Raw genomic sequence first — 20,853 nt, forward strand, 5'->3', positions numbered from 1 at the left:
GAGCGACAGTCTTTCGTGTCGCCAACGGGCCCCAACCAGACTGTCACGAACGCAAACTGACTTCGCGTTACCAGGTTCGGTTCCGAACCACTATAGTCGTCGAGTGCCAACCCTCTCCGATGTCACAGCCCCGGGCCCGCGAGAAGGCGACCGACGCCTGTCCCGTCATCGAATCCCTCGAACAGATCGGCTCCCAGTGGCGACTTGCAGTACTACACGAGTTGCAAGACGGCGAACAGCGGTTCAACGAACTCAAGCGATCGACCGGGGCAAACGCCCGGACGCTCTCGCGCGTGCTGGACGATCTCGGCGAGACAGGGTTCGTCGAACGCCGCATGGAAGAAGAGGCCCCGATCGCGACCTACTACAGTCTCACCCAAAAAGGCGAGTCACTCGAACCAGTCTTCGACGAGATCGAGTGCTGGGCGAGTCGGTGGCTCGAGTTCGAGGACGCGTAAGACTACTCGTCGCCCTCGAGTTCGACCAGTTCCAGCGACCGGTCGAGGTGACAGATCTCGTGTGGCGGGTCGCCGACGATTTCCCGGATGCGATACTCCTCGTCGAACTCGAGGCCGTCGGGTTCGCAGTACTCGTGGCTCGGGCACGCGACGTACGGGCAGGGGCCGGGGAGGCTCGTTTTGCTGCCGGCGTAGGCACCTTTGGAGGTGACGGTGGCCTCGACGGTGACGGGCTCGACTTCGACGGCTCGGACACCACCGTCGTGCATCGCACACTCCAGGGTCTGGGCGTTCTCGCGGACGGCGGTGACGCGATACCGCGTCCCAGTAGAGAGATTGAGACACTGGCTGCGGTAGGGACAGCCCGCACAGCCGTCGGCTTCGCCCTCGTAGACGAACTCGGTGCCCGGTTCGGCCAGCCGAGTCCCGACGAGCGTGACAGTCGACATAGCACCGGATACACGCTACACCGGGTTAAGGCTCACGTCCCCGTGAGTTCGTCGAGCCGATCGAGGTACCGCTCCCTGGGCACCTGGTAACAGCCCCGGTAGTCGACTCCGCCGGCATCGAACGCACTGGTGAGATCGATCGTCGCCTCGAGTGCCGCCGCTCGCGTCGAAAACCGGCGGCTGCCCTCGAGCGTGACGTCGGGCTCGAGGTAGAGGGTGACGAACCAGTCGTCGGAGTCGGCAGTGTCGCCGGGATGCATTCCAGGGCGGCGCGTTCGCTTGCCGTGTGTCAGGTACAGCGTCGGGAGACAGGGCGCGGGAAACTCCTCGCCGTCGAAGACGTCCGGTCGGTAGGCGAGGACGAGGCGGCCTTTCTCCTCGTCGGACCAGACGACCCAGGCGTCGGGGAGTTCCGTCAGGTCGGTCATACCTCGGGGTAGGACTGGCCATCCTAAATCACCGTCGTCGTCTCCCTGTTGGCCTATCACGCAGTGAAGAGCAGAACCGAGTATAAATTTCCGAACCTGTAACGATCGATCGACGAGCGCGCACGAGCGAGCCAGGCAGTCGCAGGCAGTTCGTTCATACCGCCGGTCGCCCAACGTGAGGTGAGACACCAATTGACAGTCCGCTGTATTGCCAGTATTCACCGGCAATTAGTTCGTGATGAATACGTTTTGGGGCCAAGGTTAAGTACCTGGATTACTCACTCATTAAATACTATCGGTATCCGATCACCGGACCGATCCACTTTGTGCCCGCCCCCGGCGCAGACACTGCGAGACCGACGACCGGGTCGTCACGCGACGACAAGTGGGCACAGGTCACACATGACACGGAAAACGAAGCCCCCTCGGCGGAATGCACGCTTCGAGAGTTCACGCACCACCGATCGTGACAGCACGGCGGGTCACAGTCCGGCCTCGAGACGGAACTGCCGGTCACCGACGACCGCGATTTGCGCGTCCCACCCCAGCAGGACATCGACGGACAGTGGCACGGTCGACGGCGTCGATCACACGAGCAACCGAACGCAGGAAAGACAACGACAATGATACCATGAACGGCGATATCGAAACGCTCGAGAAGCTCAGCACGGAGTACAAAGAATCGATGCCCGCGGACCTGCGGGAGACGAAGTCCTTCGACTGGTACCTGGAGGAACTGTACGAGGACTCGACGGTCGCACGCAACGCCCACCAGCGTGTCGCGGACATGTTCGACTACTACGGGACGACCTACGACGAGACCGAGGGCGTCGTCGAGTACCAACTGGCCAGCGAAGATCCCCTCAACGACGGCGAAAACACCTTCTACGGACGGGTGATTCATCAGTCGATTCACGAGTTCGTCAACAAGGTCAAATCGGGTGCGAGACGGCTCGGCCCCGAACGTCGTATCAAGTTGCTGCTCGGCCCGGTCGGCTCCGGGAAGTCCCACTTCGACAAGCAGGTCCGCCAGTACTTCGAGGACTACACGATGCGCGAAGAGGGCCGGATGTACACGTTCAAGTGGACGAACCTCTGTGATGTCGTCCAGGATCAGGACCCGGCGGACGATACCGTCCGGTCCCCGATGAACCAGGACCCGCTCGTGTTGCTCCCACAGGAACAGCGCCAGCGAGTCATCGACGACCTGAACGAGCGGCTCGACGCCCCCTACACGATCCAGAACGAGCAGGCACTCGACCCAGAAAGCGAGTTCTACATGGACAAACTGCTGGCGTACTACGACGACGACCTCCAGCAGGTACTCGAGAACCACGTCGAGATCGTCCGCTTTATCGCCGACGAGAACAAGCGTCAGGGCCTCGAGACGTTCGAGCCCAAGGACAAGAAGAACCAGGACGAGACCGAGTTGACGGGCGACGTCAACTACTCGAAGATCGCCATCTACGGCGAGAGCGACCCGCGTGCGTTCGACTACTCCGGAGCGTTCTGTAACGCCAACCGCGGTATCTTCTCCGGCGAGGAGCTACTGAAACTCCAGCGGGAGTTTCTCTACGACTTCTTACACGCCACCCAGGAACAGACGATCAAACCCAAGAACAACCCACGGATCGACATCGACCAGGTGATCGTCGGCCGCACCAACATGCCGGAGTACAAGGACAAGAAAGGCGACGAGAAGATGGAGGCGTTCAACGACCGCACGAAGCGGATCGACTTCCCCTACGTCTTGAGCTACGAAGACGAGTCCCAGATCTACTGGAAGATGCTGAACAACGCCGACGTCCCCGACATCAACGTCGAGCCACACACCTTGGAGATGGCGGGTCTGTTCGGCGTCCTGACCCGCATCGAGGAACCCGACGCCGAGACGGTCGATCTGCTCTCGAAGGCCAAAGCCTACAACGGCGAGATCGACGAAGGCGACGAAATCGACGTCAAGAAGCTCCGTGAAGAGGCCGAAGGGAAAGCCGAGGTCGGTGAAGGCATGGTCGGTGTCTCGCCCCGCTTCATCGGCGACGAGATCGCCGAGGCGATCATGGACTCGAAACACCGCTCTCGGGGCTTTCTCTCGCCGCTGACGGTGTTCAACTTCTTCGAGGAGAACCTAGAGCACCACGGCTCGATCCCCGAAGACCAGTTCCAGACCTACTACCGCTACCTCGAGACGGTCCGCGAGGAGTACAAGGAGCGAGCGATCGAGGACGTCCGCCACGCGCTGGCCTACGACGTCGACGAGATCCAGCGCCAGGGCGAGAAGTACATGGATCACGTCATGGCCTACATCGACGACGACACGATCGAGGACGAGCTCACGGGCCGCGAGCAAGAACCCGACGAGACGTTCCTGCGCTCGGTCGAGGAGAAACTCGCCATCCCGGAAGACCGCAAGGACGACTTCCGCCAGGAAGTGTCGAACTGGGTCAGTCGTCGCGCCCGCGAGGGAGAAGCCTTCAACCCGCAGGATAACGAGCGCCTGCGCCGTGCGCTGGAACGCAAACTCTGGGAGGACAAGAAACACAACATCAACTTCTCCGCACTCGTGTCGGCAAACGAGTTCGACGACGACGAACGGTCCTCGTGGATCGACGCCCTGATCGAACAGGGCTACTCCGAAGGTGGCGCGAAGGAAGTACTCGAGTTCGCTGGCGCGGAGGTCGCCAAAGCGGAGATCGAAGAGTAACATGACCGGCAACGACTACGTCACCGAGGCCGACCGCGAACTCGAGGCGACCTACGAGGAGCCAATGCGCCTCGCGGCGTACGTCGACCGGCTCTTCGAGAACCCGACGATCGCCTCCCACGCCTCGAAGTACTTGCTCGAGGCGATCGAGGCTGCGGGAACCCGAACCGTCGTCGAAGAAGGCGAGGAGAAGGACCGATACCGTTTCTTCGACGATCCGCACAACGGCGGCGAACACGCCATCCTCGGCAACACAGAGGTCCTGAACGGGTTCGTCGACGATCTCCGGTCGATCGCCGCCGGGCGGGCGAAAGACGAGAAGATAATCTGGTTCGAAGGCCCCACGGCGACGGGCAAGTCGGAACTCAAGCGCTGTCTGGTCAACGGGCTCCGCGAGTACTCGAAGACGCCCGAAGGCCGACGCTACACCCTCGAGTGGAACGTCGCGACCGCCCAGTCGGGCGAGCGCGGCCTGAGCTACGGGAGCGACCCGACCGCTGGCGACGAGCAGAACTGGTACGAGAGCCCCGTCCAGACCCACCCGCTGTCGGTGTTCCCCGAGGAAGTCCGTGAACGCATCCTCGAGGACGTAAACGGCGAACTCGAGGATCACGTCCCCGTTCGGGTCGACGCCGAACTCGACCCGTTCTCGCGGGAGGCCTACGACTACCTCGAGGAGCGGTACCGTCGGAACGGTGAGAAGGAACTGTTCTCGGCGATCGCCGACGAGAGCCATCTTCGCGTGAAAAACTACGTCGTCGACGTCGGACAGGGCGTCGGCGTCCTCCACAGCGAGGACGAAGGTCGACCGAAAGAACGGCTCGTCGGCTCGTGGATGCACGGGATGCTCCAGGAACTAGACTCCCGCGGCCGGAAGAACCCCCAGGCGTTTAGCTACGACGGCGTGCTCTCGCAGGGCAACGGCGTCCTCACGATCGTCGAGGACGCGGCCCAGCACGCCGACTTGCTCCAGAAGTTGCTGAACGTTCCCGACGAGCAATCCGTCAAGCTGGACAAGGGAATCGGAATGGACGTCGATACCCAGATGCTGATTATCTCGAACCCCGACCTCGAGGCGCAGTTGAACCAGCACGCCGACCGCAACGGGACGGACCCACTGAAGGCGCTCAAGCGCCGACTCGACAAGCACCGTTTTGGCTATCTGACGAACCTCAGCCTCGAATCGGAGCTCATCCGGCGCGAGCTAACGAACGAGACCGAGGTCTGGGAGGCAAACGGCTACGACGAACTCGAGGAACGGATTCGGGAGCCGGTGACGGTGACGATCAAAGATCAGGACGGCGACGTCCGGACCCAGGAGTTTGCCCCACACGTCATCGAGGCCGCCGCGCTGTACGCGGTCGTCACGCGGCTGGACGAGGAGGATTTGCCCAACGGTCTCGATCTGGTCGACAAGGCCCACATCTACGACCAGGGCTACCTCCAGGAGGGAGACAGCCGCCGTGAAAAAGACGACTTCGACTTCGACGACGACGGGGCCGATGGGGAACACGGTATTCCGGTCACCTACACTCGGGATACGCTGGCGGAACTGCTCCAGATCGATCGCGATCGCCATCATCCAGAACTGCCCGTCGAGGATGTCGTCATGCCGCGGGATGTCTTGAACGCGATGGCGGAAGGGCTTGCGAACGCGCCAGTGTTCTCGGCCGGCGAGCGCTCCGAGTTCGAGAACCGGGTCGTCCCCGTCAAGAACTACGTCTACGATCGACAGGAAGCCGACGTCGTCGAGGCGATCATGTACGACAAACGCGTCGACGAGGAGACCGTCGCGGAGTACGTCGAACACGTTTACGCCTGGGAGACCGACGAACCGCTGTACAACGACCGCGGCGAGCGGGTCGAACCGGACCCGCTGAAGATGAAACTGTTCGAGGTAGAACACCTCGGACGGTTCTCCGAGGGCGACTACGAGGGGGACCGCCCTCGAGAGAGCGTCCGTCACTTCCGGCGCGAGAAGGTGATCACGTCGCTGAACCGCCACGCCTGGGAGCACCGCGACGAGGACTTCGCCGTCGAGGACGTCGACCTGGCGGCGATCCCGGTCATCAAGTCGGTCCTCGAGAGTCACGACTGGGACGACGTCCGGCGAACCTTCGAGGACCTCGATCCCCGGCAGTGGGACGACCCGCCCAGCGGAACCGAGACGGAGACCGTCAAGGAAGACACGATCGAGACGATGGTCGCGGCGTTCGACTACTCCGAGGCCTCGGCCGAACTGACCAGCAGACACGTCATGGGACAGGTGAGCTACAGATGGGACTGAGAGACGACTTAGAGCGATTCCGTGAAGTGGGTGAAAAGCGCCGCGAGGACCTGGCCGACTTCATCCAGTACGGCGAACTCGGCGGGAGCAGACCGGGCCAGATCAACATCCCGGTCAAGATCGTCTCTTTACCGGAGTTCGAGTACGACCAGCGCGATCAGGGTGGCGTCGGACAGGGCGACGACGGAACGCCCGACACCGGCCAGCCGGTCGGTCAGCCCCAGCCCCAGTCCGGCGACGAGGACAGCGACGGCGACGAACCCGGCGAAGAGGGCGGTGAACACGAGTACTACGAGATGGACCCCGAGGAGTTTGCCGAAGAACTCGACGAGGAACTCGGGCTGGACCTCGAGCCGAAAGGCAAGAAAGTCATCGAGGAGAAAGAAGGACCGTTTACGGACCTCACCCGGACGGGCCCCGACAGCACGCTCGATTTCGAGCGGATGTTCAAGGAGGGCCTCAAGCGGAAACTCGCGATGGACTTCGACGAGGAGTTTCTGACGGAAGTCTGTAAAGTCGACGACTTCGGTCCGCGGGATGTCTTCGAGTGGGCTCGCGGCGAGAACATCCCCGTCTCGATGGCCTGGATCGAAGAGGCCTACGACGAGATTCCCGAAGGCGAACGCGACGAGTGGCGTTCGATCGACGAACTCGAGGACACCCTCGAGCGCGAGTCGGTCCAGCACAAGATCCGCCGGGAAGGGATCGATCACGTTCCATTCCGTCGCGAGGACGAACGCTACCGCTATCCCGAGATCGTCGAGGAGAGAGAGAAGAACGTCGTCGTCGTCAACATTCGTGACGTCTCCGGGTCGATGCGTGAGAAGAAACGCGAACTCGTCGAGCGTACCTTTACGCCACTGGACTGGTACCTCCAGGGGAAATACGACAACGCCGAGTTCGTCTACATCGCTCACGACGCCGAGGCCTGGCGAGTCGAACGCGACGACTTCTTCGGCATCCGTAGCGGCGGTGGGACGAAGATCTCGAGCGCCTACGAACTGGCTGCCGAGTTACTCGAGGAGTACCCCTGGGCGGACTGGAACCGGTACGTCTTCGCCGCGGGCGACTCCGAGAACTCGAGCAACGACACCGAAGAGCGCGTGATCCCGCTGATGGAGCAGATTCCGGCGAACCTCCACGCCTACGTGGAGACCCAACCCAGCGGCAACGCGATCAACGCGACCCACGCCGAGGAACTCGAGCGACAGTTCGGGACCGACGCCGACGACGTCGCGGTCGCGTACGTCAACAGCAAGGAAGACGTGACCGACGCGATCTACGAGATTCTCAGCACGGAGGGTGAGACTGATGAGTAACGGAGCGAAAGCCGGTGGTTTTCATGAGTAAACGCAACTCTAACGCGGACAGGTTCCACAAACAGGCGATTGCAAGCGATCTGAAAGAGCCGGTCGAGGAGGCTCGCAACCTGGCCGAGAAACTGGGGCTCGAGCCCTACCCGGTCAAGTACTGGATCATCGACTACGACGAGATGAACGAACTCATCGCCTACGGCGGCTTCCAGAGCCGCTACCCACACTGGCGGTGGGGGATGCAGTACGACAAGCAACGCAAGCAGGGCCAGTACGGCGGCGGGAAGGCCTTCGAGATCGTCAACAACGACAATCCGGCCCACGCGTTCCTGCAGGAGTCGAACGCGCTGGCCGACCAGAAGGCGGTCATCACCCACGTCGAGGCCCACTCCGATTTCTTCTCGGAGAACGAGTGGTTCGGCCTCTTCACGAGCGGTCGCGCCGACGAGGAGCAGGTCAACGCCGCCGCGATGTTAGAGCGCCACGCCAGAGCGATCGACGACTACATGTCCGATCCCGACGTCGACCGAGCGGCGGTCGAGAAGTGGATCGATCACTGTCTCTCGCTCGAGGACAACATCGACCAGCACCGTGTTTTCGAGCGACGGCTGGACGTCGACGGTCCGAGCGAAGAACTCGACGCCGACCTCGCGGAGAAACTGGACGAACTCGAGCTCTCCGACGAGATCAAAGGTGAGGTCTTCGACGACGCGTGGGTCGAAAAACTCGAGGAGGCGGACGGGTCGATCACGTTCCCCGAAGAGCCACAGAAGGACATCCTGGCGTTCGTCCGCGAACACGGCAAACAGTACGACGACGAGGCCGGTCGCGCCGTCGAGATGGAAGAGTGGCAACGCGACGTGCTCGACATGATGCGGGCGGAGGCGTACTACTTCGCCGCCCAGAAGATGACGAAGGTGATGAACGAGGGGTGGGCCGCCTACTGGGAGTCGACGATGATGACCGACGAGCGGTTCGCCGGCGACGACGAGTTCCTCAACTACGCCGATCATATGGCGAAAGTGCTCGCCTCCGGCGGGCTGAATCCGTACAGTCTCGGCATGGAGCTGTGGGAGTACGTCGAGAACACCACCAACCGACAGGAAGTCCTCGAGCGCCTGCTTCGCGTCGAGGGAATCTCCTGGCGCAACCTCACCGACGTCGTCGACTTCGACGACGTCCTCGAGACGCTCGAACCACCGGAACCGCTCGACCGGATCTCCCCGGAGACGCTGGACGACCTAGAGGAGTTGCCCGACGAATGGATCGCCGACGAGAACCTCGAGGCGGCCCGCGAGGGGAAGATAGACGTCGAGACGTATCCCTGGAAGGTGCTCACCCACGAGGGACTGGCCCGGCGACACTACTCGCTGGTCAAACGCCAGAACCGCGGGTTCCTCTCGCGGGTCAACCAGAACGAACTCGAGCGGATCGGCCGTTATCTGTTCGACGACGCCCGCTACTCGTCGGTCGAGGAGGCACTCGAAGACGTAGACGTTTCGGCTGGCTGGGAGCGGATGTTCGACGTTCGGGAGAGCCACAACGACGTCACGTTCCTAGACGAGTTCCTCACGGAGGAGTTCATCACGGAGAACAACTACTTCACCTACGAGCACTCGAAAGCGACGGGCCAGTTCCACGTGGCAAGCGACGCCGCGGAAGATGTCAAAAAGAAACTTCTGTTGCAGTTTACCAACTTTGGGAAACCGACGATTGCGGTCTACGACGGCAACTACAACAACGCCAACGAGTTACTGCTGGGACACCAGTACAACGGCGTCATGCTAGACCTGGGCCAGGCCAGAGAGACGCTCAAGCGCATCTTCGAACTCTGGGGTCGGCCCGTGAACCTACTGACGATCGTCAAGGAAGTCGACGAACACGACGTCGAGGTCGCGAAACGCCGTAACCGAGAACCAGAAGCCGAGGAACGCGGGAAACTGATCCGGTTCGACGGCGAGGCGGTAACGACCGAGACCATCCCCTGGGAGGACGTCGAACATCTGGCCGCCGACGACGTCGACTACGACACGAAACCCGACGACTGGCTCGCCTAACCCGTCTCGACAGCACGACTCGAGACGGCGTCCGATTTCCCCACCAAGATATGTTTCTCTAGCACAACATCTAACTAAATTCCAGAAGGTTTTTATTTACGACTGGAAACAAAGCGGATGATATGGATGGGAGTGGGGGGCAGACCGTCGGACGGTGCCGGAAACGAGAATCCGGCGTCGAACTCGACCTGCCGGCAGTGCTCGCACGGCTCGACGAACCCGACCCGGAGGCACAGCAAACGGCTCTCGAGCAGATTCAGGAGACGCTCGAAGACGAGCCGACGCGGTGTCTCCCAACCGTCCCGAAACTGCGAGCGTTGCTCCGACAGCCCGATCGGGCGTTTCTCGACCAGGTCGCGTACTGTCTCGCCGAACTCGCAGCAGCGTCGCCGACAGACGTCGCGCCGTCGGCCGACGCTATCGCGTCGTTCGCCGCCGCCCACGAGTCACACGAGGCGACGCCGGACCTGCTTCGCTGTCTCGCCGCCGTCGCAGCCGAACGACCTGCCGCGCTCGCAGCACACGTCGATGCACTCGCCAGCGGCCTCGAGCGCGACGAGCCAGCAGCACGCGCCGACGCCGCGAAGGCGATTGCCCGTGTCGCGGCCGACCAGAACTCGCTTTCTCTTCCACGGAACCGGCTGCTCACCGCACTCGAGGACGAAAACCCACGTGTTCGAGCGAACGCGTGTGCGGCACTCGGTCACGGCAACGCGACCGACACACGAGAGTCACTCGAGGTGCTCGTGGACGACGACCCGGAGTCGTCGGTCCGTGAGCGTGCGAAGTGGGCACTCGAGCGGCTCGCATGCCGCTCCGTTGACGGCTCGGTCGATACGGACGGCTAACAGCAGCCGCGTCAGCGGTCCCGAATCGCGGGCCTGTCGTCGGATACGTGTCTCGTCTCCCATCACCAGCTATCGGGGGATTCGGTGTCGGTCTCGTCGTGTCTGAGTACGATGTCGGAGTCTCCTGACTCACGCTCGTTCGCGTCCGCGTCGACTTGGAAGGCCGCAAGCGAGTGCCGGAGGTCGTCCGCTCGTTCGGTCAACGAGTTCGCTCCCGAGGCGACTTCCGATATCGTCGCGGTCTGTTCTTCGACGGCGGCGGCGACGGTTTCGGTTTCGTCTTTGGTCTCTTCGCTGATGGTGGTCGCTTCGTCGACCATGTCGACGACGCGTTCGCTCGCACGGGCCTGGTCGTCGGTGGCGTCGTTGATCGACTGGATACTCTCGTTTGCCGTCTCGACCTGGTCTGCGATCCCGTCGATGGCGTCGATCCCTTTGTCGACCACTTCAGTGCCGTCGTCGACGCGGTCGCGCATCTGTTCGATCTCGTCGACGGTGTCGTCGACCGACGCCTGGACGTCGGTGATCAGATCGTCGACCCGCTGAGTCGCTTCGCCGGTCTCTTCGGCAAGCGACTTGACCTCGTCGGCGACGACCGCGAAGCCGTCGCCGTCCTCACCCGCAGCAGCCGCCTCGATCGAAGCGTTCAACGCCAGCAGGTTCGTCTGGCCGGCGATGTCGTCGATGAGATCGACGATCTCGCTAATCTCTCCCATCTCGTCGTCGAGTTGCCGAATTTGATCCGTGATCTCGTCGGCCTGGCGCTCGAGGGCGTTCATCTGTGTCCGGATCGCACTGGCGGCGTCGCCTGCGACGTCGGCACGATTTGCGGCCTCTTCGGAGACGGTGGCGACGTTGTCGGCGGTCGAAGCGATCTCTTCGATCGTCGCGGAGAGATCGTTCATCTCGCCGTAGACCGCCTGGAAGCGGTCGCTTTGGTCGGCCGTCGCGGTGGCGATCTCCTCGGTAGAGTGGCTGACTTCGTCGCTTGCCCGCTCGATCTCCTTGACTCGGTGGGTCACGTCCGCACTGATGTCGTCGACGTCTTCCGCGAGTGCCTGAACGTCGACGATCGTCCGCTCTAAGTCCTCGAGCATCGCGTTGAAGGCGGTGGCGATCTCGACGAGCGCCTCGTTGTCGACGTCCGCGTCGAGCCGCCGGGTGAAATCACCCTCGGCAGCGTCGGCCATACCGTCAGCGAACTCGGCTGCCTTCCGCTCGAGATGGTCGGCGAGGTCTTCGGCCTCCTGGCGCGCCTCGGCAGCCTCCTCCTGGGCAGCCTCGGCTTCCGCCTTGGACTGCTCTAACTCCTCGATCGACTGCTCTAGATCCTGGTGCATCGTCTCGAGTGAGTCGCCGAGGCGGCCGGGAACGTCTTCTTCGAGGACGGCAGCGTCGAACTCCTGGCCGGCGATCGCGTCGGCCTGATCTGCTGCCGTCTCGAGGTAGTTCCGGATGTCGGCAAACGAGTTTCTGACCTGTCCGACTTCGTCGATGCGGTTATCGTTCTCTATCTCGCTCGAGAGGTCTCCTCTCTCGATAGCCTTGGCCTGCGCGGACAGTTTCCGAAGGGAACGCATCGGCCCCCTCGCAGTGACGATACTCAGTACGATGAGACCGAGCAAAGAGCTACCAACGAGAAGCGTCAAACCAGTTCGAACTTCGTCTTGTAAGGCGAGAGCTGTAGACTCTGGAGCCTCTTTGACGACGACCCAGTCCGTTCCAGGAACCGACGCGTACCCGACAATATTACCGTGCTCGATAAGTGAGCCGGTGTTGCTTACGTCTGGATCGAGTACGCGTTGTTCTAGTCCTGTCTCCTCCCCACTCCCGTAAGGCATCAATGCGTTCTCTCTGTCCTCTGCAAAGAGTACGAGTCCGGTCGAGCCTCCCATGACGACTGTGTTTGTGCCCTCGATGGAACTACTGAACTCTTCGGCATGCACGTGCGTCCGGATTACCGTGACTACCACCGCCTCGGAGTCAGGCACAGGAGAAGCGAGTGCAACCGTCGGCTGATCTCTCTCGGCGTAGACCCACGACTCGAGTACGTCGTCATCGTCTTCGAAGGAGAACCCATCGTCAGGTGGCCAAAATGCTTCTCCCGGGTCTAAGGATTCTTCGACATCTTTGTCAGTTGTGATAGAACTCCCCTCTACTGTCTGGTCCGTACTGACAGCAATTGTCTCGGTCTCTTGATCCACATAGTGGATCGCCGCTACTGCGTCTGGCATCGTCTCGAGTTCGCGGTCTAGCGTGGCCCGGACCGTATCTGCATCGTCTCTCCGAATATCGCCGTGAGCGGAAAGCATCTGAATCTGTCGTTCTTGGCCAGTTATCCACTGTCCAAGCTGTTGTGCTTCCAGTTCTGCGTTCGTTTGGACTGCGTTCGATTGCTCTTCTGTGAGTGAATCGGAGATACCGACGCCCGTGAGAACGCCCATCGCCCCGACTAGTAGAATTATCCCGAAAGCGATAAGTAAAAACTTCCTTATATAACGTCGTCGAATGAAGTTGGGAACGTATCTTCGCATACGTACTAAAGTCTCCACGTTCTGTGACTGGCTTCGGTTTCGCGTTCCCTCCGTTCTCTGTGGCTCTGTCTGCCAGCAGGAATTTCACACCCGCGCCGTAATCTCGTCTGTCCCATATTAGATCCATGATATTTAAACAGGATAAGTACTTTCCTTTATTTATAAGGTAGAAGGTATTACATTTGGCCCTCTTTACACCATTTTTGATGGTTATTGCTATCTGTTGCACTCTGTTATGCAAGAGACCAATGACCACAAACGACGACACAGTGGCACGCGTAAGTCGCGTATGACGTTTCCAGTCGAAACCGATTCGCGACTGACGACCGTCGACGTCACCGACCGCGTCGCCAAGGCCGTTCCAGACGACCTCGAGTCGGGGACCTGCACCGCGTTCGTCGGTCACACCACGGCCGGCCTCGCCGTCCAGGAGACCGAGCCGCGACTGCGCGAAGACCTCGAGTCGTTTCTCTCGGAACTCGTCCCCGACGAGGGACACGCCCACGACCAGCTAGACGGCAACGCCGACTCGCATCTGCGTGCGACGCTGCTGGGCCCGGACGTGACGGTTCCCGTCGAGGACGGCCGACTCGCGCTCGGGACCTGGCAATCGATCCTGCTCGTCGAGTGTGACGGGCCGCGAACGCGGACCGTGTCGGTGACGGTCGCGGAAGGCATAGACCCGTGACGCTCAAACCTGGAGCGGCCGATCCGCCGACACGCAGTCGACACCACGATATTCGAGCAGTGTCGCCGTGAGACGGCGCTCGATCGACCAGGCGTGGACCTCGAGTCCGACCCGCTTCGCGCGTGGGACGAGTCGCGTCGACAGGCACCGCCAGTAGTTCGCGCCGATGACGTCGCAGTCGAGTTCGACGGCCGTCGTCACCGGCCGCTTCGTGTGGCGACTGACCAGGAGTCCGGTTGGCTGATCGGGATCGAGCTCGCGGATCGCCCGGAGTTCGGACTCGAGAAACGAGGTCGTCACCACTCGGTTCTCGAGGTCGGCTGCTTCGAGTGCCGCGAGGACGTCCACCGCGATCCCGAGCGTTTTCAACTCGAGGTTGACCTCGGCGGCTCGTGGCACGGCCTCGAGCAACTCGGGGAGCGTGGGGATTCGTTCGTCCGACTCGAGGACGGTGTAGCGCTCGAGTTCCGCGAGCGTCGTGTCGGCGACATGGCCGGCCCCGTCGGTGATGCGATCGATCGTCTCGTCGTGGATGACGACGAGTTCGCCGGACCCACAGCGTCGGACATCGAACTCGACGGCGTCCGCACGGTCCGTGGCCGACCGGATCGCACTGATCGTGTTCTCGGGTGCCGTCGACGCGAACCCGCGATGAGCGATCAGTCGCATTCGTCTCCAGTACGGCTGTGGTGGGTTTACGTTACTCGCCGGAACGGTGTTTTCGGTGGTCTGGTCGATGTCGGTACATGGCCTCGAGTTCCCGACAATCGGTCGTTTCATACGGTTTGCTGTCAGTCAGTTCCGGCGCGACCGCGAGTCCGCCTGCGGTCGCGGCCGGTACATCGGGACAGCAGTCCGTATCACTGGGCCGGCTGTCGTTCGACCAGGTCGTTCCAAATCTTATAGGAAATACTCTTAACCGAGTAGAATACTGAGCCGAGTTCACCGCTTCCATGTCTGTGCGACACCTCCCACACCATCGCCGCACAGTGACGATCGATCGATGACGAGTGTCGAGGACTCGTTCGAAATACTGCTCGTCGAGGACGAGACGAGCGACGTGCGACTCGTTCGGGGAGCGTTCGGTGAACTCTCGGTCGACGTCACGTTGACCGTGATCGGCGACGGTGCCGACGCCGTCGACGTTCTTCGCCACCGGCGCGACACAGACCGCGCGGCCGTTCCCCACCTGGTTCTTCTCGGTCTCGATCTTCGCCGGATGGACGGATTCGAGTTCCTCGAGACGCTCCGGGCCGACGACGGCCTCGCACGGCTGCCGGTGCTCGTCCTTGCCGAATCGAGCGCCTGCGACGACGTCCGCGAGAGTTACGACCTCGCGGCCAACGCCTATCTGACCAAACCGACCGACCCCGACGAGTATACCGCGATGGTAGCGGCGATCGCGGAGTTCTGGTTCGAACAGGCCGTGCTCCCGCGGAGGTCGCCGTAGGATTGGGGCCTGCCCATGCCCATGGATTGATGCGTTCGGCCGTGGTAGTTGGTGTATGACGTCGAGTACCGTCGAGTTCGACTTCGAGGGAACCGTCGCCGTCGTCACGGGTGCAAGCGGTGCGCTGGGAAGCGCAGTCGTCGATCGCTTTCGCGACGCGGGTGCAACCGTCTGTGCCGTCGACGTCGTCGCACCGGACGAAGAAGAGAGTCTGCTCGAGCCAGACGATCGAACCGAGTTCTACGAGACGGACCTGACCGACGAAGACGATGTCGCAGACCTCGTCGACCGGGTCGTCGACGACCACGGTCGTATCGATCACTTGCTGAACGTTGCCGGAACGTGGCGCGGCGGCGATCCGATCGGGGAGACCGACATCGCGGAGTTCGAGTTCTTGCTGGACGTCAACCTGAAAACGGCGTTTCTCACGTCGAAACACGCCTTGCCACAGCTCGAGGAGTCGGAGGGAGCGATCGTCAGCGTCAGTGCTCGTTCCTCGCTCGAGGGTGGTGAGGGTGACGGCCCGTATCGGATCTCGAAGGCAGGCATCCGGCTGCTGACCGAGACGCTCGCCGAAGAAAACGCGGGAGCCGTCCGGGCCAACTGCGTGATGCCGAGTGTGATCGACACGCCGATGAACCGTGAAATGATGCCAGACGCGGCTCACGATTCGTGGGTTGAGCCGGCGGAAATCGCGGACGTGATGGTCTTTCTCTGTAGCGACGCCGCGGCAGTGACCAGCGGTGCAGCAGTTCCAGTCTACGGCGAGGCCTGATACGGATTTCCCACCACGTTTCTGAGAAGAGCACGGTTGCATCGTCATCGACGGACAGCAGTCCGTACGAGACGTTCGCCGACGGCCGTCAGTGACCGACTCTGGGCGGACTCGAGTGGCCGCCTTTCACACACCCAGGCGACCGTCCACGAGGTCCCGAGTCTCGAAAGAGCCTGGAAGCGTCCCCGTGACAACTGCCAGCAACCGCATCGTCGACCCCGAAACGGACCGCCACCACTCGCCACGTGACGTCGATCGACGAACGTGACGGATTGTCCACCCAACCGTCCGATGAGACCTGTGCTCTTGCTCGGAGACGTGGACTCGAGACGGCAGGCACTATGGATAGGGATGGAACGGCCGATCGAGTCGAGGTTCGAACCCAAGCTCTGCGGGTACTGTCCGCGCCCTGTCGCCGAAAGACGGCTCGCCGGTAAACAGCGGCTGTGCGCCGGGGACGACCACGCGGACCGCCTCGAAGCCCAGTTGCTCGACGTCTCTGGTGGTCAGCCGTACCGCGTACGGCGTCAGTCCAGCGTCGACCGTCCGCTCGACGACCGCCTCGAGGCGATCAGCTCCCGACGGGACGGAGTCGGGACCGACGCTCTCGGCGGGAACCGTCCGATCCACGGCGACGAACTCCTGGACGGGGCCGGGGAATGCGGCGTACTCGTCGATCGCACCCGACGCTTCCGCGGCGTCAGCCGGGCCGAGGTTCCGTAGCTCCATCCAGTTCTGGAGTGCTTCCTCGAGCGCCGAGACCGCGGCGTCGATGGGGTCGAGTCCGGCCGCGGAGCCAGTCGCGAAGGCGGGCCAGTCGGCTTCGTCTGCCTCGACGGGTGCGTCGTCCAGCTCACGGTGGACGGCGACAGCTACGACTGGCACGTCGACATCCTGCGTGACGAGCAGCGGCGTCACCGACAGTCCCTCGCTCGCGGCGCGTTTCTCGAGAGTTTCGAACCGGTCGTCAGACACGGACAGCCCTAGCGGCTCGAACGTCGAGTACCAGGCGAGCATCGTCGCGTCGCGTTCGATCACCTCGGTCAGCCCCGACAGCAGGGCGTCGACCGTCGACGAGCCTAGCCCGAGCCCTGTCGTAATCGCGGGGACGAGACGCGTGTCGGGCTGTGGGAACTGGACCGCCGCAGCCGGCACGTGCACCTCCTCGCCCGTCTCGAGGTTCTCGCCGGGCACCCACCGACAGTCGTCGGCAGGATCGTACTCGGGAGCGCTCTCGGGTCGTACCATATCCGTCGGCGACAGTGCGTTCTCGAGGACGGCTTCGCACTCGTGGACGAACTCCGACTCCCGGTAGACCCCCGAACAGTACCGCTCGAGGGCTTCGCCGACGGCTTTCATCAGTGCCTCGTTCCAGTCGTCGGCGACGCCAGCGGCCTGGCTGGGTGCGCTGGCGTCACTGTATGCGGTCGTGTCCGCGTTCGTCGCGAGATAGTACGGCACCGGGAACGACTCTATCTCGCCGATGCTCTCGATCAGGCCGGCCCGCTCGTCGATCGCCACGTCGGCGTGTTCGACCGCACCCTCGAGCGGCACCGCCTCGTCGTCGCGCTCGAGTCCTCGTTCGCGGTCGCTCTCGTCGCACGCACAGCCCGGGACGGGGAAGAAACGTCGACGTCGATGCGGGAGTTCGACGACCCGCCCGATGATCGAGTCGTCGGTCCCCGAGAAGACGCGCACACACTCCCGGCCTGCGATAGCACCGGCAAGTCGTGCAGCGCTTCGATCGGCCTGTGGGTCGTCGACCTGACTCTTGGTGTGGGAGGCGACTCGTGCACGGAGACAGTCGAAGCAGCCGGCTCCAGCACCCGGTGCGAATCCCGAGACGGCCGCGTCGACGTCCGAAAGCGGGTGGCCGCCGACGCCGCCGATTTCGACGGCGATCCACGGGGTCGACCCCGCTCGCGTGGCCTCGTTCGCTCGTTCGAACGTCTCGGCACCGGTAACGTCGCTGACAACGGCAAACCGGGCGTCAGCGAGTTCGTCCGGCGTTGCCTCCTCGACTGCGACGTCGACGTCACTGAGTGCGGCGACGAGAGCCGACCTGACCGGATCGTCACCGACGACGTGGACTTGCATACTCGATCCGTCTCGCGCAGGGGAGAAAAGAGCCGCGCTCGTTCCGGACGACTGATACGGACTGCTGTCCCGATGTACCGATGCGACCGCGAGCCCTCCTGCGGTCGCGCCAGAATTGACTGACAGTAAGCCGTCTAATTCACCGGCCGGGGTGGATCGGAAACTACGTGTCGCCCGGTAACGGCCCCACGACGCCGTACCACAGCCGATAGACGATCACGCCGAGAGAATGACCCGCAATCGTACTCCAGGCAGCACGATTCGATTCCGTCGGACTAACTCCCTCGAGGACGCCCACAAGCGCCGCTGCACCGAGCCACCGCAGCCGACGGTCTGGGCCGAGTAGTTCCCGGTCGGCGACGGCACGCGAGAGAGACCCCTGGACGAATCCGGCCGCGAACCAGGTACGAGACTGTGCTGTCTCGTCGGATCGAGCGTATCTGACGACCGCCAGAAACGTCGCGACGTTCACAACGAGATCGACGATCGCCCCGGTTCTCTGTGAGACCATACGATCAGTGCTGGCTTCTCGGCCGTAACTCGTCCGGTGACCGTCAATTCGTGCGAACGACTCGAGCGCTCAGGAGCCGTCGCCGTCCTGTTGTGTCTCTGGCACGTCGATGACGTCGCCGCCGTCTGTGGGCATATCTTCTCCTTCCTTGATCGCTTCGGCCTCCTGTTCCATCGCCTCGACGTCCACATCGGTGTCCTCGATTTCGCCGATGATCTCGGCGATGTCGTCGAGTCCGATCAGTTCGCGGGTCTCTTCGTCGAACTCGAGGCTCTCGAGTTTGCCGTCCTGTTCTTCGACATCGCTGCCCGTGAGGTGTTTGCCGTACCGGCCGACCATCGAGGACAGTTCTTGCGGAAGGACAAACGTCGTCGACTCGCTCTGGCCGATCTCGGTCAGCGCGTCCATCCCCTTGTCGATGACCGCGCGTTCGCCCATCGACTTGGCCGAGCGAGCGCGCAGGACCGTCGAAATCGCGTCACCCTGTGCCTCGAGGATCTGGCTCTGTTTCTCACCCTGGGCACGGATGATGTTCGATTGTTTCTGCCCCTCAGCTTTCTCGATGGCACTGCGGCGTTCACCCTGTGCCTCGAGAATCATCGCACGGCGCTTTCGCTCCGCGGAGGTCTGCTGTTCCATTGCGCCCTTGACGTCCCGCGAAGGCGTCACTTCGCGGACTTCGACGCTCTCGACGCGGATGCCCCACTCGTCTGTGGGTTCGTCGAGTTCGGTACGGATTCGCTCGTTGATCATCTCCCGACGGGAGAGGGTGTCGTCGAGTTCCATGTCGCCGATCACCGCACGCAGGGTGGTCTGGGCGAGGTTCGACACCGCCCGCTGGTAGTCGTCGACCTCGAGGAACGCCCGTTTGGCGTTCATTACGCGGATGTAGACGACGGCGTCTGCGGTCACGGGCGAGTTGTCCCGCGTGATCGCCTCCTGGCTCGGCACGTCGATCGTCTGTGTCCGCATGTCGAACGTATAGACCCGAGAGACGAACGGTGGGATGATGTTCAGCCCTGGCTCGAGCAGTTTGCGGTACTCGCCGAAGACGGTGAGCGCGCCCCTGTTGTAGGCGTCGACGATCTCGACCATCGAGTAGACGGTCGTGACAACGAGCAAAATGGCTAATCCGCCGACGACCAACAGGGGATCGCCGACGTCTACCTGCAGGGGAACGAGTGAGAGGTGTGTCATCGTGTATGATACGGTCTCAGAACGAATAACTCTTGGCCGTAACGACGTCGGATCTTGTCGGAAAACCGAACAGTGAGTTCGATTACCAGACCGTGCCGATAGTAACGACGAGATAGAGCGATCGGCCCAGTTATCGACTGCTCGAGACAGAAACTATCACAGAAGAGCAAAGAGACGTTCGACGATTGCGACCGCGAGTATACCGATCCCGACCTGTTTGGCGGCTCTGAGACGGAGTTTTCTGACTGTCTTTGCGACGTTTTCCCCGGCGACGATCGACGGGTCGTCGTCGAGTTGAAACATCGGATCGGACGCGGTCTCGGTCAGGGTCCCTTCGATCGCGATTTCGTCACCCTCCGAGACGTAGACGGCCTGATACCGATCGGGTGTTAGCGTCTACCGTCCGATACTGATCGAGACGTCGACGTTGCGTAGCAGTCCGTCCGTACCGAGGAGTCCGATACGCTCCAGAAGGTTCGGCACGGGGTCGGGATCACCAAGACGAGCGTCGATCTCCGGATCACCGAGGGAGAGGTTCGACGCGTCGAACGGGTCGACGGTTTCGTCCTCGTCCGTGGTCAGTTCGTCACCCGGTACGCGTACGTACCGGCCGTCCTGCAGAACGGAAAAGTCACCGGCTGCAAGACCCCCTTCGACGGTTCGCCATCGAGACGACGTCCGTTTCCCGCCCGTTCGAATTTTCCGCCGAATCCGCCACGGGACGAGCGCAGGTCGTCCGCTGTCGACGACCGCTTCGGACGGTGGTTCCCGCGGTACTGTCGCCGGATCGGTGACGCTAACTGCCCCACGCACGGTCGTCTTTCCGCCGCTTCCCGGATTCGATTCCGTATTCGAGACGACCGAGGCGATCCATCGAGACCGTCTATACGACCTGACTGCCCGATAGAACGCGACCAGTGCGAATAGAAGGAGAAAGATCGAGAGTGCGGAGCTACCGGTCACCGACATACACTCGACAACTAGTGGCGGGCCAAGCCTGAACTGATGGGTCGAATCTGGCGGTGTGGCTCGATTCGACCCGTCAGTCGACGGTTGG

At 62.3% G+C, this 20,853-nt stretch carries 18 protein-coding genes; 9 read left to right on the forward strand and 9 right to left on the reverse strand.

Translation table 11 applies throughout. The features are described from left to right. Positions 1–119 precede the first annotated feature (119 nt). Positions 120–458 carry a winged helix-turn-helix transcriptional regulator gene (locus NATGR_RS13710; RefSeq protein ID WP_005577275.1) on the forward strand — a complete coding sequence of 113 codons (339 nt, stop codon included), beginning with the start codon at positions 120–122 and terminating at the stop codon, positions 456–458. 2 nt (positions 459–460) lie between these two features. Here NATGR_RS13710 and NATGR_RS13715 read toward each other — a convergent pair whose 3' ends face one another. Together NATGR_RS13715 and NATGR_RS13720 are read right to left on the reverse strand one after the other, a co-directional pair. Then, the gene (locus NATGR_RS13715) at positions 461–907 is read right to left on the reverse strand and encodes a UPF0179 family protein (RefSeq protein WP_005577273.1); all 447 of its coding nucleotides are present in this window, start codon (positions 905–907) and stop codon (positions 461–463) included. A gap of 32 nt (positions 908–939) precedes the next feature. After that, on the reverse strand, positions 940–1,335 hold the full coding sequence (locus NATGR_RS13720; RefSeq protein ID WP_005577271.1) for a DUF5820 family protein: 396 nt from the start codon (positions 1,333–1,335) through the stop codon (positions 940–942). 631 nt (positions 1,336–1,966) lie between these two features. Here NATGR_RS13720 and NATGR_RS13725 point away from each other — a divergent pair. From NATGR_RS13725 to NATGR_RS13745, 5 genes are all read left to right on the forward strand, one after another. After that, positions 1,967–4,039 carry a PrkA family serine protein kinase gene (locus tag NATGR_RS13725; RefSeq protein ID WP_005577270.1) on the forward strand — a complete coding sequence of 691 codons (2,073 nt, stop codon included), beginning with the start codon at positions 1,967–1,969 and terminating at the stop codon, positions 4,037–4,039. A 1-nt stretch (position 4,040) separates the two neighbouring features. Continuing rightward, complete coding sequence (locus NATGR_RS13730; RefSeq protein ID WP_005577267.1) at positions 4,041–6,326, forward strand: PrkA family serine protein kinase; 2,286 nt, start codon at positions 4,041–4,043, stop codon at positions 6,324–6,326. Beyond that, positions 6,317–7,645, forward strand: coding sequence for a YeaH/YhbH family protein (locus tag NATGR_RS13735; protein WP_005577265.1), 1,329 nt, complete (start codon positions 6,317–6,319; stop codon positions 7,643–7,645). Before NATGR_RS13730 ends, NATGR_RS13735 begins: the two co-directional genes overlap by 10 nt. Before the next feature lie 23 nt (positions 7,646–7,668). Further along, positions 7,669–9,696 (forward strand): SpoVR family protein, encoded by a 2,028-nt coding sequence (locus NATGR_RS13740; protein ID WP_015233710.1) that lies wholly within the window; start codon positions 7,669–7,671, stop codon positions 9,694–9,696. Between the two features lie 122 nt (positions 9,697–9,818). After that, positions 9,819–10,544, forward strand: coding sequence for a HEAT repeat domain-containing protein (locus NATGR_RS13745; protein ID WP_015233711.1), 726 nt, complete (start codon positions 9,819–9,821; stop codon positions 10,542–10,544). A 62-nt stretch (positions 10,545–10,606) separates the two neighbouring features. On the opposite strand, the gene NATGR_RS13750 is transcribed toward NATGR_RS13745, so the two are convergent. After that, the gene (locus NATGR_RS13750) at positions 10,607–12,988 is read right to left on the reverse strand and encodes a methyl-accepting chemotaxis protein (RefSeq protein ID WP_015233712.1); all 2,382 of its coding nucleotides are present in this window, start codon (positions 12,986–12,988) and stop codon (positions 10,607–10,609) included. 379 nt (positions 12,989–13,367) lie between these two features. On the opposite strand from NATGR_RS13750, the gene NATGR_RS13755 reads away from it, so the two are divergent. Beyond that, positions 13,368–13,766: a secondary thiamine-phosphate synthase enzyme YjbQ gene (locus NATGR_RS13755; protein WP_005579077.1), complete on the forward strand. Its 399-nt coding sequence runs from the start codon at positions 13,368–13,370 to the stop codon at positions 13,764–13,766. Between the two features lie 3 nt (positions 13,767–13,769). On the opposite strand, the gene NATGR_RS13760 is transcribed toward NATGR_RS13755, so the two are convergent. Beyond that, a complete protein-coding gene (locus tag NATGR_RS13760) occupies positions 13,770–14,435 on the reverse strand; it encodes a glycerophosphodiester phosphodiesterase (RefSeq protein ID WP_005579079.1) in 666 nt (221 codons plus the stop codon). A gap of 334 nt (positions 14,436–14,769) precedes the next feature. On the opposite strand from NATGR_RS13760, the gene NATGR_RS13765 reads away from it, so the two are divergent. Together NATGR_RS13765 and NATGR_RS13770 are read left to right on the forward strand one after the other, a co-directional pair. After that, complete coding sequence (locus tag NATGR_RS13765; RefSeq protein ID WP_005579081.1) at positions 14,770–15,216, forward strand: response regulator; 447 nt, start codon at positions 14,770–14,772, stop codon at positions 15,214–15,216. Between the two features lie 55 nt (positions 15,217–15,271). Next, positions 15,272–15,991, forward strand: a complete 720-nt coding sequence (locus NATGR_RS13770; protein ID WP_005579083.1) for an SDR family oxidoreductase — start codon at positions 15,272–15,274, stop codon at positions 15,989–15,991. Between the two features lie 339 nt (positions 15,992–16,330). On the opposite strand, the gene NATGR_RS13775 is transcribed toward NATGR_RS13770, so the two are convergent. From NATGR_RS13775 to NATGR_RS13790, 5 genes are all read right to left on the reverse strand, one after another. Continuing rightward, the gene (locus NATGR_RS13775; RefSeq protein WP_005579086.1) at positions 16,331–18,088 is read right to left on the reverse strand and encodes a YcaO-like family protein; all 1,758 of its coding nucleotides are present in this window, start codon (positions 18,086–18,088) and stop codon (positions 16,331–16,333) included. A 163-nt stretch (positions 18,089–18,251) separates the two neighbouring features. Beyond that, positions 18,252–18,599, reverse strand: coding sequence for a hypothetical protein (locus NATGR_RS13780; RefSeq protein ID WP_005579088.1), 348 nt, complete (start codon positions 18,597–18,599; stop codon positions 18,252–18,254). Between the two features lie 69 nt (positions 18,600–18,668). Further along, positions 18,669–19,796, reverse strand: coding sequence for an SPFH domain-containing protein (locus tag NATGR_RS13785; protein ID WP_005579090.1), 1,128 nt, complete (start codon positions 19,794–19,796; stop codon positions 18,669–18,671). A 156-nt stretch (positions 19,797–19,952) separates the two neighbouring features. Beyond that, positions 19,953–20,099: a hypothetical protein gene (locus NATGR_RS19530; protein ID WP_015233713.1), complete on the reverse strand. Its 147-nt coding sequence runs from the start codon at positions 20,097–20,099 to the stop codon at positions 19,953–19,955. A gap of 93 nt (positions 20,100–20,192) precedes the next feature. Beyond that, on the reverse strand, positions 20,193–20,765 hold the full coding sequence (locus NATGR_RS13790) for a copper transporter family protein (protein ID WP_005579092.1): 573 nt from the start codon (positions 20,763–20,765) through the stop codon (positions 20,193–20,195). Between the last annotated feature and the right edge of the window lie 88 nt (positions 20,766–20,853).

The organism is Natronobacterium gregoryi SP2 (assembly GCF_000230715.2).
Taxonomy (GTDB): domain Archaea; phylum Halobacteriota; class Halobacteria; order Halobacteriales; family Natrialbaceae; genus Natronobacterium; species Natronobacterium gregoryi.

Coding starts and splice junctions, on each gene's coding strand:
- NATGR_RS13710 (WP_005577275.1), top strand. CDS start 120: ATGTCACAGCCCCGGGCCCGCGAGAAGGCGACCGACGCCTGTCCCGTC.
- NATGR_RS13715 (WP_005577273.1), bottom strand. CDS start 907: ATGTCGACTGTCACGCTCGTCGGGACTCGGCTGGCCGAACCGGGCACC.
- NATGR_RS13720 (WP_005577271.1), bottom strand. CDS start 1,335: ATGACCGACCTGACGGAACTCCCCGACGCCTGGGTCGTCTGGTCCGAC.
- NATGR_RS13725 (WP_005577270.1), top strand. CDS start 1,967: ATGAACGGCGATATCGAAACGCTCGAGAAGCTCAGCACGGAGTACAAA.
- NATGR_RS13730 (WP_005577267.1), top strand. CDS start 4,041: ATGACCGGCAACGACTACGTCACCGAGGCCGACCGCGAACTCGAGGCG.
- NATGR_RS13735 (WP_005577265.1), top strand. CDS start 6,317: ATGGGACTGAGAGACGACTTAGAGCGATTCCGTGAAGTGGGTGAAAAG.
- NATGR_RS13740 (WP_015233710.1), top strand. CDS start 7,669: ATGAGTAAACGCAACTCTAACGCGGACAGGTTCCACAAACAGGCGATT.
- NATGR_RS13745 (WP_015233711.1), top strand. CDS start 9,819: ATGGATGGGAGTGGGGGGCAGACCGTCGGACGGTGCCGGAAACGAGAA.
- NATGR_RS13750 (WP_015233712.1), bottom strand. CDS start 12,988: ATGGGCGTTCTCACGGGCGTCGGTATCTCCGATTCACTCACAGAAGAG.
- NATGR_RS13755 (WP_005579077.1), top strand. CDS start 13,368: ATGACGTTTCCAGTCGAAACCGATTCGCGACTGACGACCGTCGACGTC.
- NATGR_RS13760 (WP_005579079.1), bottom strand. CDS start 14,435: ATGCGACTGATCGCTCATCGCGGGTTCGCGTCGACGGCACCCGAGAAC.
- NATGR_RS13765 (WP_005579081.1), top strand. CDS start 14,770: ATGACGAGTGTCGAGGACTCGTTCGAAATACTGCTCGTCGAGGACGAG.
- NATGR_RS13770 (WP_005579083.1), top strand. CDS start 15,272: ATGACGTCGAGTACCGTCGAGTTCGACTTCGAGGGAACCGTCGCCGTC.
- NATGR_RS13775 (WP_005579086.1), bottom strand. CDS start 18,088: ATGCAAGTCCACGTCGTCGGTGACGATCCGGTCAGGTCGGCTCTCGTC.
- NATGR_RS13780 (WP_005579088.1), bottom strand. CDS start 18,599: ATGGTCTCACAGAGAACCGGGGCGATCGTCGATCTCGTTGTGAACGTC.
- NATGR_RS13785 (WP_005579090.1), bottom strand. CDS start 19,796: ATGACACACCTCTCACTCGTTCCCCTGCAGGTAGACGTCGGCGATCCC.
- NATGR_RS19530 (WP_015233713.1), bottom strand. CDS start 20,099: ATGTTTCAACTCGACGACGACCCGTCGATCGTCGCCGGGGAAAACGTC.
- NATGR_RS13790 (WP_005579092.1), bottom strand. CDS start 20,765: ATGTCGGTGACCGGTAGCTCCGCACTCTCGATCTTTCTCCTTCTATTC.